Raw genomic sequence first — 18,824 nt, 5'->3', positions numbered from 1 at the left:
TCCCCTGATATGAAATCAACTTCATATTCTTTTCCAGTGTGCAAATCGCTGAATGAAGCGGTTGTATTAAAGTGCGGCGAAAATGTCACAATAGAGAGCAGGCAGACAGTTATGGGTGGAGACGCCAATGACGCTTATCTGCTGCATTTGTCCAATGGAGAGAAGGCTTTTATCAAGGTTAACGTTCGCGGGAACGCAGATTTTTTCTGGGAAGAGGCCAGGGGGCTAAGAGCCATAGAATCTACAGGGACAATGCGGGTGCCGAAAATCTATGCGGCAGGGACTGACGGCAATATCTCATTCCTACTGATGGAGCATATAAACAGCGGATGCCTTTCGCAGAACTTCTGGGAGTCTCTGGGAACAGGCCTTGCAAAGATGCATCAGGCGGACACCTCAGTTTTTGTAGGAAGTGGAAAAGAATATGGCTTTATCACCGACAATTACATCGGTGCAGGAAAACAGAAGAACACACCAAAGACCGGTTGGATAGAGTTCTTTGCTGAATGCAGGTTAAAACCGCAGTTTAAGCTTGCTGAGAGGTACTTTGATAGCTACCTTATAAAGGCGGCGAACAACTTATTAGACAACCTTGATAAATACCTTTACGAGCCGGAATGCCCGTCACTTCTTCACGGTGACCTGTGGGCAGGTAATTTCATGGCGGATGAAAATGGAGAACCGATGCTGATAGATCCTGCAGTATATGTGGGCTGTAATGAGGCTGATATCGCCATGACAGAGCTGTTTGGCGGTTTTGATAATCGTTTCTATGAGGCATATTTTGATGCCATGGGAAGGATTCCGGGCTATGAGGACAGGCGGGATCTCTACAACCTTTACCACCTGACCAACCATCTAAACCTTTTCGGAAGATCATACCTGTCAGCTGTAATACGAATTATAAATAAATACTCTTCGTAATTCCGTTACCGGCCACGAACTCGCATTTAATCTAAGAACTCAATCATTAGAAATACAGATACACACGAACATTTAATTAACATGAGGAAAAAATGGCAACTTACGTAATTTCAGACCTTCACGGCCAACTTAATATATTTGAAAAACTCCTGGAGAAAATATCCTTCTCTGAGGAGGACTTTTTGTACGTAATTGGTGATGCCATAGACAGAGGACCTGACGGTATCGCGATTTTACTTAAAATAATGAATACGCCAAACATGGAACTGCTCCTTGGAAACCACGAATTCATGATGTTAAACACCGTTTCTCCGGACGGTTCTGTAGATGATATATCGGGGAGGGACAGTAAACTCTGGCTCATTGCAAATAAAGGTATTTCAACTTTTGAAGAATACCGGAAGCTCGATGAAAACAGAAGAAAAGAGCTTCTTTCCTGGTTGTCGTCAAGGCAGTTGACAAGGCTTGTAGAGGTGGGCGGCAAAACCTTTTGTCTTACCCATTCATATTTCAGTGATGATGCCATAGAAATTCCTTACAGCGAGCTAACCTATGAACAGGTTAGAAACATAGTTTGGAATACCCCTTACAGATACGATATTTATGCGCCGATTTCGGAATATTCCAAAAAGCCCTGGACCTTTGTAATAGGCCATGTTCCGGTTCAGCGCATCATGCAGGAAGTAAAGCTTGAAATTTTTCATGAGGAAAACATTTATGTAATCGATGGCGGTTGCGCATACAAAGCAAGCGGGAATCTTCCCGACAGCTGCTGCGGCGTTATCTGTATGAGGCTTGAAGACATGGATGTAACCACACTGTCTTTCTCAGACGTACAGTAAAATAGCTATTCGCGGAACTTTTTACTTGTTTTTATTATGAATGAATTATAAAATCTTTAGAGACTAAAAACGCAGAAAAAGATGGAGAGAAACATGGCACAGAGAACAGATATCCACAAGGTACTAATAATTGGCTCAGGCCCTATTGTTATCGGACAGGCCTGCGAATTCGACTATTCAGGAACCCAGGCCTGCAAGGCGCTGAGGAGTCTTGGCTATGAAATCGTCCTGGTTAATTCCAATCCGGCTACTATCATGACCGATCCGGAGATGGCTGACAGGACTTATATTGAACCTTTAAATGCCAGCCGCGTTGCGGCTGTAATTGAAAAAGAAAGACCGGATGCCCTTTTGCCTAATTTAGGAGGACAGTCTGGTCTTAATTTGTGTTCAGAATTATACAAGGCAGGAGTCCTGGATAAATACAACGTGAAGGTTATCGGTGTTCAGGTAGATGCTATTGAACGAGGCGAGGACAGAACAGAGTTCAAGAAAACCATGGATATGCTCGGAATCGAGATGGCTAGGTCAAAAGCCTGCTACAGCATAGAAGAAGCGCTGGCTGAGGCTGACGAGCTTGGTTATCCTGTTGTTCTTCGTCCCGCATATACCATGGGAGGCGCAGGCGGCGGACTTGTTTACAACAAGGAAGAGCTACAGACAGTATGTGCAAGAGGTCTTGCTGCATCCATCATTCACCAGGTTCTGGTTGAGGAGTCAATCCTTGGATGGGAAGAGCTTGAGCTTGAGGTTGTAAGAGATAAAGACAACAACATGATCACCGTTTGCTTTATTGAAAACGTTGATCCTGTAGGCGTTCACACAGGAGATTCCTTCTGTACAGCACCCATGCTTACAATTGATGAGGACCTTCAGAAAGAGCTTCAGCGTCAGGCATACAAGATCGTTGAGCACATCGGCGTTATCGGCGGAACCAACGTACAGTTCGCCCATGATCCAAAGACCGGTAGAATCGTTGTTATCGAGATCAATCCCAGAACCTCCAGATCATCAGCCCTTGCAAGTAAAGCAACAGGCTTTCCCATCGCCCTTGTTTCTGCAAAGCTTGCTACAGGCCTTACATTAGCAGATCTTCCGGATTCAAAATTCGGAACCCTCGATAAATACGTGCCAAACGGCGACTACGTGGTAGTTAAGTTTGCCCGCTGGGCTTTCGAGAAATTCCATGGCGTTGAGGACAAGCTCGGCACTCAGATGAGAGCCGTAGGCGAAGTAATGTCCATTGGTAAAAACTTCAAGGAAGCCTTCCAGAAAGCCATCAGATCCCTTGAAAAGGGCAGATACGGTCTTGGAAATGTGAAAAAATACGAGGAAATGGACAAAGAAGAGCTGCTCCATCTTCTTAAAGACGCATCCTCTGAGAGATATTTCCTTATTTACGAAGCCTTCAAAAAAGGCGTTACTGTGGACGAAATCTTTGATATCACCAAGGTTAAGCACTATTTCCTTAATGAGATAAAAGAGCTGGTTGAAGAGGAAAGCGAACTGGTAAACAGCTTCAAGGGATGCGTTCCTTCAAAAGAAGCCCTTGTTAAAGCAAAGGAAGACGGCTTTGCAGACAGATATCTTTCCGGAATTCTTGGCGTATCCGAGGATGACATCAGAAATACAAGAGACGAGCTGGGCCTTACGGAAAAATGGGACGGCGTCCACGTTTATGGAACAGACGGTGCCGCTTACTATTACTCAACCTACAAAACAGATGCAAACCTGGAAAATCCCAAGGCAGATGACAGCGCAGATACAAAGAAAATCATGATCCTTGGCGGTGGCCCCAACAGAATCGGACAGGGTATCGAGTTCGACTATTGCTGCGTACATGCAGCTCTTGCCCTGAAAAAACTGGGCTTTGAAACAATCATTGTTAACTGCAACCCGGAGACGGTTTCAACAGACTACGATACATCAGATACATTGTACTTCGAGCCTCTGACACTGGAGGATGTACTTCAGATTTATAAAAAGGAAAAGCCCGTCGGTGTAATCGCACAGTTTGGCGGACAGACACCTCTTAACCTTGCTGCAAAGCTTAAGGAAGAGGGTGTTAACATCCTTGGAACCACACCTGAAGTAATTGATCTTGCAGAAGACAGAGATCAGTTCCGCATGATGATGGAAAAACTTGAGATTCCCATGGCAGAGTCCGGAATGGCATCAGATGTTGAGACAGCAAAGGAAATCGCAGCAAGAATCGGATATCCCGTAATGGTTAGACCTTCCTTCGTTCTTGGCGGAAGAGGAATGGAAATCGTAAGAGATGAGGAGAGCATGGAAGGCTACATGAAAGCCGCCGTAGGCGTAACTCCCGACCGTCCGATCCTCATTGACAGATTCCTTCACAACGCTATGGAGTGCGAAGCAGATGCAATAAGTGATGGCGAGAGAGCTTTCGTTCCCGCAGTTATGGAGCATATCGAGCTTGCAGGAATTCACTCAGGTGACTCAGCCTGCATAGTTCCCTCCAAGCACATCTCTGAGGAGCATCTCAAGACTATCGAGGAATACACCCGTAAAATAGCGGTTGAGATGAACGTTGTGGGACTTATGAATATGCAGTATGCAATCGAGGATGACACAGTATATGTTCTTGAAGCTAACCCCAGAGCATCCCGTACAGTACCGCTGGTATCAAAGGTATGCGGCATAAAAATGGTGCCCATCGCAACAGATATCATCACAGCGCAGCTTACAGGAAGACCGTCACCTGTTCAGGGACTCATAGATGCAAAGAAAAATACTGAGCCCGAGTACTACGGCGTAAAAGAAGCGGTATTCCCCTTCAATATGTTCCCTGAGGTTGATCCTGTACTTGGACCCGAAATGCGCTCCACAGGTGAAGTTCTTGGACTTGCAAAAACTCCGGGCGAAGCCTTCTTCAAGGCAGAAGAAGCTGCAAATGCTGCACTTCCTCTCAAGGGAGCAGTACTTATCTCTCTTAACACAGAGGATAAGCCCATGGCTTCAGCTATCGCAAAGGGCTTTGCAGATGAAGGCTTTAAGATCTATGCAACAGGCAAAACCTACGAGACCATTGTCGAAGCAGGCATCGAAGCCACAAAGATTCTGAAAAACTACGAGGGCGGAAGACCTAACGTTGAGGATCTTATCAAAAACGGCGACGTACAGCTTGTTATCAACACTCCTATAGAAAAGGGCGCAAAATACGATGATGCATATCTTCGCCGCGCAGCAATAAAAGCACGTATCCCATACATAACCACAGTTGCAGCCGCAAAAGCAGCAGCCCAGGGTATCAGGGAGGTAAAGGCAAATGGCGCAGGAAATATCAAATCCTTGCAGGAATATGCAGAAAAATAAAAAACACCAAAGGAGAGAGAAGGTATGAAAGAAAAAGTACAGAAAAGAAGTGAGTTACTGGTTTCAAACAGAGGTCTTATTCACAAGGGCTTCATGTTTGAGAACGGTCTTATCACAACAGTTGCAGCTGCAACTTTCACAGAGAAGGACAAGGTTGCAGATGCTGAGCACATGAAGGAATGCAGGAAGCTTCTTCGCGATAGAAAGGGCGCTTTTTCAGAGCTCAGAGGCAATAACGAGCTGGTTGTGTCAGCTAAAATGGCAGTCAGTGAGAATCCTGAGAAATTTCTTGATGAGCTTATCGAGGTTTATGAGAAGTTCAATAAGGGCAAATTCTTTGGATCTTCCTACAAAGTAATGGCTTCCATGACCATTGTTAGTACAGGCAAAGCTGCAGAAGCAGACACTATCATCGAAAAAACAGATGCGATCATCAAGGGAATGAAGAGCCAGCATCCTTTCCTTACTTCTGATGAGGATATATGCATTGCAGTTCTTCTTGCCATGACTGATAAAAACACAGAGGATATTCTTGCTGAGCTTGAAGAGACCTTCCAGAACGTTAAAAAGAGCTTTGCTTTCCACGAAAATGCAGCTTATTCTCTTGCCCAGGTACTTACTACTTATGGCGGAGAGTGCAGCGAGAAAGTTGAAAAGGTTCTTGCATTCTTCGATGCTTTCAAGGAAGCAGGAGAGAAATATGGTAAGGACTATGAGCTTGCATCCCTTGGAACCCTCATTGATATCGATGCTGACAGAGATGAGCTTGTAAGCGAGGTCATCGAAGTAGCAAAATATCTGAAGGGCCAGAAGGGCTTTGGAACCTTTGATATGAATAAATATACCAGACTTATGTTTGGTGCAATGATCATTTCAGGCGTTTATTCTGATGATAACCTTAAGAATAGTGCATCAGTACTGGGCGGAACCCTTGCAGAAGTAATCGCACAGGAGACAGCAATGCTTGTAGCTATCATTGCAGCATCAACGGTTACTGCGACCTCATCATCAAACTGATGTAAGATTATTGTTATTTCAATATCATTTTTTGTATTTTTATATAATAACGCATCTCCTCATGTATAATTATTGTGGTGGAAAAGTTGAAAATTTATGTAGAGAATAGAGGGGGATATGGTTAAAAAATCATTTCTAAAAATTCTTGGTTTAGGACTTTCACTTACAATGCTGTGCGGATGCTCAGGAAATAAAGCTACAACTGATGCTCCTGCCGGTACAGAAGGACAGACCTCTGCGCCTGCAAAGGCTAGTGATGCCGATCAGGACAGCGCCGAAACAGATACAGAAAATGCTGAGCAGAGCGCCACAGACGAAGCATCATCACAGCAGGATAACGCAGAAGCTTCTGGCGATTCAGCTGAAAATAGCACTGGAGAAGATTCTACAAGCGATTCTGCCGATGCAGACAGCACATCAAATGCAGCCGAAACCGGAGACTACCTCGCCAAATACAAGCCTGTCCTTGATGAGTCCTACAACTGCATCACAGATGATAAGTATTACGAGAATGCGACAATCTATACGCCCATGGGACTTATGGAGATCCAAAACTACCGGGAAAAGTCCGATCTTTTGGAAAATGTAGGCTATATCCTCACTGATGTCAGCGGGGATGGAATTCCGGAACTTATGATTGCTGATAATACGGACAGTGAATATGAAGACGGTGAGCCCCACAGCACCGTTCTTGGTTGCTATACTCTGAAAAATGGTGAACCTAACATGACAATAGAAGGTTGGGCCCGCAACAGCTATGAATGGATCGGGAATGGGCAGTTTTCCTATCTTGGTTCCGGCGGTGCAATGAATACATATCTCGGAACCTGTCATTTAAGCGAGGATGGAACAGAGATTGTTTGGGATACCTACTACTTTTCTGATGATGTAGACGGTGAGCTCAAATATTTCACCAACACCACAGGAAGCGATGAGATAGCAGATTCCGAAGAGTTCATCCCGGAAGGTGCAGATGGTATATGGGGATATGAAGCTGATCCGCCATGTCCCAAGCTTGAGATCACACCTTTTAAGGAATATTTAGGTGCATCTGATTCAGTAGATGATGATGAGAGAAATCCTGCAAAAATGCAGTCAGAAAAAATAGCATATTTTTACATTCCCGGCCCGGGAACAGAGAGCTGCAGCGCAGACCTGGACGGCGATGGAAAAGATGAAACCATAACGTATGATATGGCTGTTGATGAAAACGACATGACCACAAGCTTTTCCCTTAATATCAACGGCAGAGATTATGAGATGCCTAATGAGGGTGATCTGTACTATTACGCTATGCGTGGCCTTGACTGCTTTTGGTTCAGAACAAATAATGAAGCAAAAAACCATTACCTCTACATGCAGTACACTTCGGACAGCGATTATCTGATGACTGCCATGTACAAATTTGATGGAAAAAGCTTTACTCATTTATATGATCTGAACGGAGCCATAGCTTTTTGGAAGATGAAAGAGGGTGCTGAATACGAGTATACCTATCCCACAGATCCGGATGATTTCTTTGTAGAAAGCTCCCAGCAGATCTTAGGTACTCAGTTCGTTACCCAGAGATGTAAAATCGGTGCTGATGGCATGCCTGAACCCATTGAGGAGTTCATGTATTATCAGACAGGCGCTGAGCCATACATATCTGCATCAAAGCTGATACCATGTGATTTAATGGCAGACGAAAACGCTACCAAGGGTGTTGCAAATGCCATCTGGCAGGACAATATGGTGACTCCTTATCGTACAGACGGCAAAACCTTTATAGACTTAAAGGTTGAGAGCTACCCCGGACTTTACAGAATCTACTATGCCATGAAAGATGGGCGATATGTCCTTACTTATACAGATGGAATGCTTGGATCTGCGCTGATCACAGAATGTTTTAACGGCCTTAATTTTGCAGGATAACGAGTCACGAACCATGCGTCCACAGGCAGAGTCATAGAATTCCGGCGCACAAGAGGAGATGAAATGAGTTCAATAAAATACACACAGGTGATATAACAAAATTAAAGGTAGATGCCATAGTAAACGCTGCAAATTTGTGATATAACCATATAGTTTTTTCCGTGCAAAACATAACATTTTCGGTGTGATTGGGGCTGTTTTTTCTATAATGATTTATGATATATTCATTAGGTGGAAAGCAATATGCATAGAAAGGGCAGTAATCATGAGAGGAAGAAAACTTTACAAAAGCAGAGATAAAAAGTTATGTGGTGTTTGCGGAGGTATCGCAGAATATTTCGGAATAGATCCCACAATTGTCAGAATCATATATGCTGCGCTTGTATTTTTCGGCGGTGTAGGAGTTCTTCCGTACATTATTGCAGCAGTCATTATGGATGATGCGCCGCTCTATTACAAAAATGATGTCAAAAAAATAGAGACTAAGAATTATTTCGAACCAAACTCATTCTCGGAAAAACCGTATTATGAATCAGAGGAGCCTATAGGTTTTACCCTTAACTCTGATAACATTACAAATATCAGGTAAATAAAAAGTGATGCGCTTTGACTAATCAATGCGCATCACTTTTTTGAGCTTATTTCTTAAGCTTTATTGAAGCCATGCCGGCTTTCTTGAAGAGTCTCTTATAAGATCTGTACTGAGCCTTAGGAAGCTTAACTGTAAGCTTTGCACTGTTCTTCTTGAACGCTTTCTTTCCTAAGGATGAAAGAACAGTACTGTTTATCTTAACTTTCTTAAGCTTCTTGCACTTTTCAAATGCAGATTTTCCAATGGATTTTACGTTAGCGCCAACTGTTACGCTTGTAACCTTGCCGTTGTTAAAAAGAGCCTTGTCAGCTACCTTGGTAACCTTGTAGGTGAAGCCCTGATGTGTTACTGTGTCAGGAATATATACTGATTTGGACTTCGTGGTAACACCGGTAAATGCTACTTCTTCGTCATTTATCCATGTGTATGAGCAGTTATTCTCTGTGAACTGTTTGTCGCGAACGATTCTCTCTACAGTGCCGTTTGCACTTAATCTAACGTATGCACTGGTGGGATTCTGGAAAAGAAGCTTAACTTTAAAATATCTCTCGCCATTAGAGTCTGTAGCCTTGATTCCGTAGAAATACTCTGCCATTTCAAAGACTTCTTCTATATCCTCTTTTGTAAGCCCTTTACGCATGGAGTTCTTTGTGACAACAGCTTCATAAGTACCAACAGATGTCCTGGGGTCTGCGTAAAAGATCATATGGTCGCCGCTGGTATAAAATCTTATGCTCTGGTTGGGAGTTGTGGACATAGTATATTCCATGTCTCCGGCAACCTCTTGCTTTAATGAGACTTCTTCCAATGCTTCCAATATATAAACTAGTGACATCACAGCCTTGGAATCATCATCGAACTCTGCAGGAGTTACGTGTCTTGTGGAAGGCATGAACTTCGAAAAGTCGAGTGCCTTAGCCTGGCTGTTTGTGAAATCCACTACGATTTCATCTCCGGCTGCAAGGGCAGTAGCTTTAAGACCTGTAAACATGATAAACGCCATCGCAAGAGCGATGAACACACGGTTAATAGTTGCCTGTACTTTTTTCATTTTGTAAATCCTCCAAAAACTTTTCTTATTTTCCCCCTCCATAAGAATTATTTTTTGATTTTGTTTGAAGATAATCCGGACTTTTTAAACAGTCTCTTGTAAGCTCTGTACTGAGCTTTCGGAACCTTCACGGAAAAACCGTCGGCATTTTTCTTAAAGGCTTTTTTGCCGACTGAGGTAAGAACTGTAGTTTTAACTTTTACTTTCTTAAGCTTCTTGCACTTTTCAAAAGCAGATTTACCGATTGTTATGACATTTTCGCCGATAGTTACACTTTTCACCTTCTTATTACCATAGAGAGCTTTGTCAGATACGGATGTAACCTTGTAAGTGATATTCTGGTGTGTAACTGTGCTGGGGATATTCACTGTTTTCATGGACTTTTTGGTGATACCTGTAAAAGCAACCTCGTCATCACCTGTCACGGTATAGGAATATCCGTTTTCGCTAAACTGCTTATCTGCAATAAGAACAGAGCGGTTACCGTTTGCGTCAATCTTTACAAATGCTGCATTTGGATTGTTGAAACGAATCTTGAGCTTGAAATATTTCTCGCCGTTTTCATTGACACAAACTATTCTGAAAAACTTATCCATCATACTGAGAACATACTCGGGAGAATCGCCGTAATTACCCATTTTCTTAAGGGTGCTTTCGGTAAATGTAGCCTCCAGAGTGCCCACAGAATCAGGACCTGCAGCGACATAAATATTATCATCAAGAGTATAAACTACATACTGCTTAGGATCAGTGCTGTAATCGATAATCATATCTTCGTAACCCTGAAGAGTTTTCGGATCTCTTGCCGTTCCGAAATTAAGCTCAGTGATAAGAAGAGACATAACAACTGCCTTCTGAGCGTCATCATCATAGTATCTAAGATACTGATCATCAATCATCACTCTGTATTTGGTTAAGTCGTAAACTAATCTTTTCCCTTGGGATAAATCAATAACGACCTCATCGCTTTTCGCGAGAGCTGTTGTTTTCAGACCTGAAAACATGAAAAATCCTACCGCAATTGCCATGAGCATACGGTAGATGGTCTTTTGCACTTTCTTCATAGTAACCTCCACACATTTCCGTATACCCCCTCATTAACCCCATATAATAATAAAATAAAAGCATGGTATAAGCAACGTGTGTTATTCAATTAATAAGCATACGAAATAGCATATATGCTTTGGTATTTGGAATCTTTCTGTTATAATGTAAGTCGTTTTGCATTAATCGCTCAGTGTTTTAGAAAGTAATTTACAGGTATTAGTAATGTCTTTTTTTGAAAAGCTATTCCTTTGGGTAGTGATGTTTATATTTGGATATGTTGGCGTTGATTATTCAATCAAGGCATACAGAGTTTTTATGGCACAGGATACCCCTGAAGGCAGGCTTGTGACCTTATGTGTTATCCCTTTTATTGGCTTATGCTTTTACGGAATACATATTTTGCTGAAAGAGTTTTATGGTCAGTATGACGATAAGCTCCATATTTTTAATAAGCTCCCTCATTTCGGGGATATGCTTAATAAAAGACAGGTTATGAAGATCATAAGGAAAGCAAGCTTCCATAAGTATTACACAAGGGACGGGAAGCTGCTTGATCACGTGAAGATCAGTGATGACGATAAATGGGTATGTATTCTTGGCGGTTACATGCCGGTAGACCTGATCTGTGGTTACAACCCTGAGAAAAATGAGCTGTACTCCATAGATGGCGGAGTTATCAGGCTTCCCCGCAGAGCAAAGAAGGAGAGCATTCAGGCTGAGCTCAACAGCTTTTTTGAAGCCAGAGGTATCTGCTATACATCCATGCCCAAGAAGGCCAACAGCAGATTCAATCTGTTTCTTAATGTACCAAAATCCGAGATTGATAAGGCTGATTTCAGCAGAGTGCGTTATCAGTGGGAAAAGGCTACAGCAGCAAAAGTCGAGAAGCACAGCACAGAGAAATATAAGCCTGTTTCCAAAAAAGGCAGGATTCGTAACGATTTTTTTGAGAGAGTACTTTCAGATAAGGATGTTATGGCTACTGCAAAAGCTGTAAAGCAGAAGAAAGTTGAGCTTTCACATTATCTTGATTTTGATGCTTACAAAAGCGAATTCAGCATCTGCAACGGAGTGACACTTTTAGAGCAGCTGGAATACCCTGCTAATAAAGAGGGCATCGATTTTCTTTTCAGATGCCTTGGCGATGTGGACGAGGCTTATTTTGGTCCCGCTGTTGATGTACTTCAGGATTTTCCCAAGAGTGTCCTTCAGGAAAAGCTTGAAGAAGAGGCGCAGCGTGCCTATGAAAATGTAGATGTACTCGGTCTTGCCGGACTTATTTATTTTGCTAAACAGATAGGTTATGAGATTAAGTACATCGAGGAACTGAAAAGTGCCCAGAATGCAGTAAAATTCGATCCCACAAAGGCGCACGTGGCAAATACAGATGTCACGAAGTTTGACTTTGATGAGATCGCAGCCTATGGCACCAGCGCTGCTAAAGGATTTTCCCTTGGCGGTATGGCGTATAAGGAGCAGGCGTAAGCCTTTATACAATACAATTAAGCTTCGTTAGAATTTCTTTGACACTTTTGCACAAAATATAGTAGAATACTGATATTTGAGGGGACAGTTTCCATAATTTTTTGTGAAAGGGTTTGTTGGGGAAATCATTATGTATCAAAATTGTCGCAGGTTGTTACTTTCTGTAACAGCCATCTTCTGTTCGCTTATCTTTTTTTATCCAATTCATGTAAATGCATACAATAATATAATGCATGTTGTAGACGCTACCGATACTACCATAACTATAGACTGGAGCATGGCTGCTGATGATGCCTTTGAAGATCAGAAGGCTGATGGCAATACGAAATACAAGTATGATTATTTCAAAGTTGGCTATATGGCTAATCCCTGTGACAGAAATAAAATGAAACATAATATTTCTGTTGATACCAAAAAGCGACAGTATACAATAAAGGGGCTTAAGCCTGATACCGAATATTCAATCGAGGTGGATTGGAAAATATCTCATTCCAGCCCCAAGACAACAGGAAGTACTGTACATAATTTTCAAGTGCTTGATGCTGCCACAACAAGCGGTTCCAACAAGACTGCAAAGTTTGTAGGCTCCACCGGAACAACGGCTACTGTTGAATTTGGCGAAGCTTTAAAAGAGATTGAAAGCGAATGTCGTGAGAAAAATTACAAACCCGGTACATATACAGTCAGTGTTGGATATGCAGATCAGGCAGAGGGCACGGATGCAGCTCTTAAGAAGGCAAAGGAGATTGCAGGAAAGAAATATTACAAGATAGGTAATAAGCAGGCCTTTTACAACATGAGAGGCCTTAAGCCAAAGCATAGCTATACATTTGTTGCAGCTGTGTGGCTTGGTGCCAGTAATGGAAATACCGGTAGTTACAAGAAATTCTTTAAATATGTTCAGTTATCAGATATAAAAACAAAAGACACGGATGACTCTGCAATCTATAACAGTGTTGAGCCGCAGACTAAGTTTGATTCCCGTAAAGACAGTGATGCCGAAGGAAGATATCTTTCTTCTACCTACGACTCCTATGGCGTTACATTAGTAACTACGGTTACTGCAAATACCATTACCATAGACTGGTCTAAACAGAAACAGTCAGATAGGAAGATTAAAGCTGCTAAAGATGAGAAAAAACTCTGTTTTGCCATAGTTGAGGATGAGCAATACGATGCGGATGCGGACAGACAAAAGTATGGTCCAAACTATAATTACGGACCTAATGTCAGAAAGGCAGCAAAAAAGGCAGATGCGCATCAGTTTCAGGCTGATGTATCCACTAAAAGCTTTACTTTTTCCGGTCTAAAACCTGCTACCAGTTACACAGTTATAATGAAATGCGGCTGGGAGAACAAGTCCGGTTTCAGTGAAAAGATTTATCCTTTCCTCACTCACATCTGTACTGAAGGCGCAAAAACTGATGATGAAATTCAAAGTCATGTGACCAAGGACAAGGTTATCGCATATATGTATGACGGTGTTGTTAAGCATCAGGGTACCGAGGCCCATCTTGATTGGACAAATGCCATCAAGAATTATTGCGGTCAGACCGTGCTTAGTGAATACTGCGCAAGACCCGGAATCGACTCAGTAACTGATATAGGCTATGCCAAGCTTCCGGCTGACTTAAAAAATGTCAATGCTGTAAAGGCAAGCTACAAGGCAGCTGAGAAAATGCTAAAAAATACTGATTACAATGCGCTTGCGGTCAACTATCCATACTCAAATACCAGAATATATAACCTGGATCCGAATGCAAAGTATGTATTTGCTGTCAGATTCACAACCTATTGGTATTTATGTGGTACAAGACGCAGCTTTACAGATATTTTTTATGTAGATGAAACCGGAATCAATTATTATAAAGCAAGTAAAATAGGCGCTTCTTATGGTGGAGCAAGCAGTGGTTCCGGTCAGGGCGGTTCCGGAAACAGTGGTGAAGGCGGTTCTGTAAGCAGCGACGAAAGTGATTCCGGTGATAATACCGGCGCAGGCAGTAGCTTTGGTAAGAGTTACAGCAGTAATGTAAATTCTGAAAAAGCGAAGGAAAAAGATCTTGCGCAGATTAGCTGTAGCAGTAATAAAGTATCCCATAAAAAACTGAAGAAAAAAGCCCAGACTGTAACAATTAAAGTAGATAATTCAAAGGGAAAAATTACTGTTAAGGACGTTTCCTCCAAAAAGAACAGGAAGGTCGCAACGGTCAGTGTTAAGGGAAGAAAGGTTACTGTAAAGTTTAAGAAGGGTACATCCAAAGGCGTTTACAAGTTCAAGGTAACAGTTGGCGCTAAGGATGGTATCAAAAAGACCACCGAGACATTTAAGATTAAGGTCGGCTGATAAGGTGCACAAAAGGCACACCAATAGCAAAGAGTGGTCCTAAGTTTTATTGAATGCCACTAAGCGTCATTTTAGCGAGCTTTAAAATCTTTGCTGCGATTTGTTCCTCAGATTCTGCAAAGCCTGATTTATTCCAATAATCTATTACTCCGGCGCTGCCTGCAGAGATATATGCAAAAAGCACTTCTTTGTTAAGGTCAGGGTCGGAGTCAGCATAAACACTTAGTGCTTCTGAAAAATGATCATAAAACAGAAGCACTAATTTTTTTGAAAATTCTGAGCCGTTTTGGGACATAAAGGACATCAGACTAAGATCATCTTTCATGCTTTCCCTCATATATTTCAGGGTATTGGTTACGAATTCATCGATATTCTCATAGCTTGCAGCTTCCAATTTTGCTGTGATTTCATCTATTACAGCTTCCTGCAGCTTGTCTACCAGATCCGGAACATCCAGATAATGCTTATAGAAAGTCGCTCTGTTTATCTCTGCACGGCTGCAGATAGCTGTGACTGAGATTTTTTCATATCCGATTTCCCGCAATAATTCATAGAAGGCTGTGCGAATGCGCATTTTTGTATAACGTATTCTGCCGTCTTCTTTTTTCTTTGTATCAGTATTGCTTTTCAGTGAATAATTCTTAATTTTCTCTGACATAATCGACACTTTTCTCCAATGTGTTTATTAACTAACAGTTTTGAAAATATTGATGGTTGCCAGCGTTTATGCGGCTTTCTATAATCAACATAAAAATAATAAACAACTGTTGAATAATTTACAAGTGTCAAAAATTTACAGAATGGCATTAGCTATTTGTTGCAAATTGCATTAGGACGGAGATGAGTATATGGAAGATAAGAGAAATAAGATTTATGAAAGTGACAACCTGTGGTGGTCGATCCTTGGAATGGTAATGCCGGCGCTTTTAGCCATACTGGTGATCCTCATTTATAACATGGCGGACATGGTATTTGTGGGACAAACCGGAGAAACAGCCCAGGTGGCTGCAGTTTCAATCGTTGGCCCTGTGTTTAACCTCATAATGGCGGTGGCCATGCTTTTGTCATCGGGAGGTACGGTTCTGATTTCCAGGGATCTCGGAGCAAAAGATGAGGAACATGCAAAGCAGGTTTCAGCGGTCTGCATGTGGGGAGCGATTATTCTTGGAATAGCTTCAGCGATACTCATAATTGCGGCACACAAGCCGCTTCTTGGGCTTCTTGGAACTACTGCAGATACCTACGAATATGCAAGAACCTACATGATAATTCTGGCTGTTGGTGCACCGTTTCTGCTTCTAAGCAATATGCTTGGGCAGCTAATGAGAGCAGAAGGAGCGGTAAAATATGGCCTTATCGCAAATTTGTCAGGAACATTTATAAATATAGTGCTTGATCCCGTTTTTATCCTGACTTTGAAAATGGGTGTGACCGGGGCAGCAATAGCAACGGTTATCGGAAATTTCATAGCTACAATGATCAGCCTGTATTACATGAAGAGGAAAGCGGTTGTACTTAATATGAAGCTTTCAAATGCCCTTATCAGACCGCAGCTGGTTTTCTCGGTAATGGCGCTTGGAATTCCAAATGCTGTAAGTACGTTCCTTTCTGGCTTTGCCGGCACTTTTTCAAACAGGCTCCTGTCAGGCTATGGGTCTGATTCCATTGCAGCAAACGCAGCGGCGGGTCGTGTGAACATGATAATCGTAATGATTCTTATGGGAATCTGTATGGGAGCTCAGCCGCTTATTTCCTACAACTACGGTGCAAGAAATCTTAAGAAGCTATCAGGTGTCATGAATAGAATTCTGATCATGTGCGTGACAGTAGGCACGGTAACAACGGCTCTGGTAATTATGTTCAGGCAGACAGCAATTGGGCTTTTCCTGAAGGATGCATCTGTGGCAGCCATGGCGGAATCCATAGTCGTACTTTTGATGATAAGCTCGCCATTCCTTGGCTTTTTCTTTCTTGCGACCAATTTCCTTCAGTCCACAGGAAAGGCCATGTCAGCAACAGTTATGTCTACCCTGCAAAAAGGAGTACTGCTCATCCCGTTACTGTTTATTTTGGAGTATTTCTTCGGCTTTTACGGAATTATTTATGCTTATGTAGTGGCGGATTTTGCCTCCAGTGCAATAGCGGTAGTATTCCTGATCATCAACTGGAAATCAGTAAAGAAGGAACTGAAAAAGGATACGACAGAAAAGAAATTAACCTTTTTGAACTCAGATAATAAAGAGATAAATGCTCGCGCAGTGTGATGCAAGATAATATATGGAGGAGAATTGAAAATGCACGAAATTATTGTAGATATGTTTGTTGGACTTAAGTATTTCCTGATTTATATGTTTTCCCTGGCGGGAGCCGTATTTATTGTCAATAAGGTTGTCCCGTTGCCCAAAGAGTTATTCAGAAAACTACTTCACTTTATAGCCTTTTCGTCTGTGATAGTTATGATATATACAGCAAAAAACTGGATCGCGGCATCACTTGTTCCGATAATGATAATCGTTCTTATGTATCCCGGATTGTTGCATGCAGAAAAAGATAAGCGTTTTACGCAGATGGTTTCACAGAGAAGAGAGGGTGAATTAAAATCCAGCTTATTTCAGCTTTTTCTGACAATAGCGGTCATTATTGCTGTTAGCTGGGGACTTTTGGGACATAAAGAATTTGCTGTTGCGTCGATACTTATGTGGGGCTTTGGAGACGCTGCAGCAGCTCTTATAGGTAAAAGATTTGGCAAACACAAAGTGCTTCGATTTAAGCACGTTGATCATAAAAAGAGCTGGGAAGGAACCGCTGCAATGTCGGTCGTAGCTTTTGCTTTTGGACTGGCAAGCCTTATGATAGTCGGAAATATTCCCATTGAAAACTGCCTTCCGGCAGTTATTATAGCGGCTCCTTTGGCTGCAATTACAGAACTGTTTACTAAAAATGGTTATGATACAGTAACGGTTCCCTTTGTAAGTGTGGCAGCCCTGTTTCTTTTCCTGTAACCTGATGGAGTCATACCATACACTTTTTTAAAGACCTTTACAAAATAATTATTATCTGAGTAACCCACATAGCTGCTGATTTCCTGAATTTCATTATCTGTATCACGAAGGAAACCGGCGGCTTTTTCACATCTTTTGCCGGCTATATATTCAGTTATGGTCTTGCCTGTTTCCTTTTTGAATACCTTAGATAGATGAGAGGCAGAGACGTTTGCTGTGCGGGATAGTTCGTCTATAAGAATTTCTTCACTGAGATGAAAATCTATATATTCAATGACTTTCTGAATTGGCGCAGAATAGTCACCCATGGAGAGCTTGTACTCATGCACGGCGGAGGTGAGCTCCAATATCATATTTTCAATGTAATTATGCTGAATTACGGTATCTTTTACAGAGTCCAGTAGCTGGACATATTTTTGGGTTATAGCATTTATGGTTATAACAGAAAGTCCGGAATCCTCAGCGGCTTTTCTGGCAAGAACTCTGATTATAGCAAAAGAGATTTCGGGTTTTGAATAGGAAGGATTGTCCTTCATAAGCTCCTCATTGCCCTTGATGTTGGCCATGGTAGAATACGCCTGTTTTACGTTTTCTACATCTCCGTTTTTTATCATGGACAAAAAGCGCCTTTCATTGTCGTAGCGTCTGTAAATATTGCTGAAATTTGTGTTTTCAATCGCAGTTCCATGGGAAACCTCGGAGGATTCCTGAATGAAACCCGACAATTTTCTGTAGTTATATGCAAGGATACCGGGCTCGAAGGACTGCATTATGGATGTAATTAGCGCCTGTAGTTGACTTGAATAGATTATCTGAAAAGAGGTGTAGTACAGTCTTAAAGCTATGGTGCTGGAGGATGGAACATTATTTTTTATTAAGATCTGTTCAGTTTTTGACTCTGAATACTCACTTTGTACGTATGGGCCAACCAGTATCATCCTGTCACCAAAGACAAAAAAGCAGGTGCAAACACCAAGCTGGTCAACGATTTCATAGATGGTGGAAGGATCTGCTGAGTTCATCAAAAGTGACAGCGCTTCACGGGTAAACATGGGCTGCAGTGAATTGTTAAAGCAGTATTTTTCCTCAAAGCTGCGAAGATCTTTGTCGTAGTCTGTTATTTCCAAAACCGGAACGTTCGCAATATTTCTGATAAGTCTCAGGAATAATTCAGTATTCATAATAACCTCTTTGATTCAAATATCTTGCATATTATAGTAAAAATCTATTATAAAAATCAAATAATACTATATTTAAAATAAATTAT

Annotated in this window: 14 protein-coding genes; 10 read left to right on the top strand and 4 right to left on the bottom strand. The window is 41.9% G+C overall.

Annotated elements, in window-relative coordinates; genetic code table 11:
• Positions 1-9: 9 nt before the first annotated feature.
• From G603_RS0118145 to G603_RS23180, 6 genes are all read left to right on the top strand, one after another.
• Positions 10-924, top strand: coding sequence for a fructosamine kinase family protein (locus G603_RS0118145; RefSeq protein ID WP_051208138.1), 915 nt, complete (start codon positions 10-12; stop codon positions 922-924).
• A gap of 92 nt (positions 925-1,016) precedes the next feature.
• Complete coding sequence (locus G603_RS21815) at positions 1,017-1,766, top strand: metallophosphoesterase (RefSeq protein ID WP_026671068.1); 750 nt, start codon at positions 1,017-1,019, stop codon at positions 1,764-1,766.
• A 93-nt stretch (positions 1,767-1,859) separates the two neighbouring features.
• Complete coding sequence (gene carB / locus G603_RS0118135; protein ID WP_026671067.1) at positions 1,860-5,105, top strand: carbamoyl-phosphate synthase large subunit; 3,246 nt, start codon at positions 1,860-1,862, stop codon at positions 5,103-5,105.
• 24 nt (positions 5,106-5,129) lie between these two features.
• A complete protein-coding gene (locus tag G603_RS0118130; protein ID WP_026671066.1) occupies positions 5,130-6,122 on the top strand; it encodes a DUF4003 family protein in 993 nt (330 codons plus the stop codon).
• Positions 6,123-6,239: 117 nt separating this feature from the next.
• Positions 6,240-8,036 carry a hypothetical protein gene (locus G603_RS0118125; RefSeq protein ID WP_026671065.1) on the top strand — a complete coding sequence of 599 codons (1,797 nt, stop codon included), beginning with the start codon at positions 6,240-6,242 and terminating at the stop codon, positions 8,034-8,036.
• 208 nt (positions 8,037-8,244) lie between these two features.
• The gene (locus G603_RS23180; protein ID WP_330367678.1) at positions 8,245-8,625 is read left to right on the top strand and encodes a PspC domain-containing protein; all 381 of its coding nucleotides are present in this window, start codon (positions 8,245-8,247) and stop codon (positions 8,623-8,625) included.
• Positions 8,626-8,674: 49 nt separating this feature from the next.
• Here the strand turns inward: G603_RS23180 and G603_RS0118115 are convergent, their stop codons facing one another.
• Both G603_RS0118115 and G603_RS0118110 read right to left on the bottom strand, forming a co-directional pair.
• Positions 8,675-9,679 (bottom strand): leucine-rich repeat protein, encoded by a 1,005-nt coding sequence (locus G603_RS0118115; protein ID WP_026671064.1) that lies wholly within the window; start codon positions 9,677-9,679, stop codon positions 8,675-8,677.
• A gap of 47 nt (positions 9,680-9,726) precedes the next feature.
• Entirely contained in the window at positions 9,727-10,743 is a 1,017-nt protein-coding gene (locus G603_RS0118110) for a leucine-rich repeat protein (RefSeq protein ID WP_026671063.1), read from the bottom strand.
• A gap of 205 nt (positions 10,744-10,948) precedes the next feature.
• Between G603_RS0118110 and G603_RS0118105 the strand changes: the two genes are divergently transcribed.
• Together G603_RS0118105 and G603_RS21045 are read left to right on the top strand one after the other, a co-directional pair.
• Positions 10,949-12,211, top strand: a complete 1,263-nt coding sequence (locus G603_RS0118105) for a hypothetical protein (protein WP_026671062.1) — start codon at positions 10,949-10,951, stop codon at positions 12,209-12,211.
• A gap of 130 nt (positions 12,212-12,341) precedes the next feature.
• Complete coding sequence (locus G603_RS21045; protein ID WP_035793993.1) at positions 12,342-14,555, top strand: fibronectin type III domain-containing protein; 2,214 nt, start codon at positions 12,342-12,344, stop codon at positions 14,553-14,555.
• Between the two features lie 46 nt (positions 14,556-14,601).
• On the opposite strand, the gene G603_RS0118095 is transcribed toward G603_RS21045, so the two are convergent.
• Entirely contained in the window at positions 14,602-15,213 is a 612-nt protein-coding gene (locus G603_RS0118095) for a TetR/AcrR family transcriptional regulator (protein ID WP_026671061.1), read from the bottom strand.
• Positions 15,214-15,403: 190 nt separating this feature from the next.
• Here G603_RS0118095 and G603_RS21040 point away from each other — a divergent pair, with 190 nt between their 5' ends.
• Together G603_RS21040 and G603_RS21035 are read left to right on the top strand one after the other, a co-directional pair.
• Entirely contained in the window at positions 15,404-16,819 is a 1,416-nt protein-coding gene (locus G603_RS21040) for an MATE family efflux transporter (protein WP_051208111.1), read from the top strand.
• A gap of 30 nt (positions 16,820-16,849) precedes the next feature.
• Entirely contained in the window at positions 16,850-17,557 is a 708-nt protein-coding gene (locus G603_RS21035; protein ID WP_051197976.1) for a diacylglycerol/polyprenol kinase family protein, read from the top strand.
• Here G603_RS21035 and G603_RS0118080 read toward each other — a convergent pair.
• Complete coding sequence (locus G603_RS0118080) at positions 17,500-18,738, bottom strand: AraC family transcriptional regulator (protein WP_026671060.1); 1,239 nt, start codon at positions 18,736-18,738, stop codon at positions 17,500-17,502. The two genes, G603_RS21035 and G603_RS0118080, sit on opposite strands and share 58 nt — an antisense overlap.
• Between the last annotated feature and the right edge of the window lie 86 nt (positions 18,739-18,824).

The sequence above is a fragment of the Butyrivibrio sp. AE3006 genome (assembly GCF_000424165.1).
In the GTDB taxonomy this organism is placed as follows: domain Bacteria; phylum Bacillota; class Clostridia; order Lachnospirales; family Lachnospiraceae; genus Butyrivibrio.
Note: the sequence above shows the minus strand (reverse complement) of the source record. Positions and strands in the feature narration are given on the sequence as shown.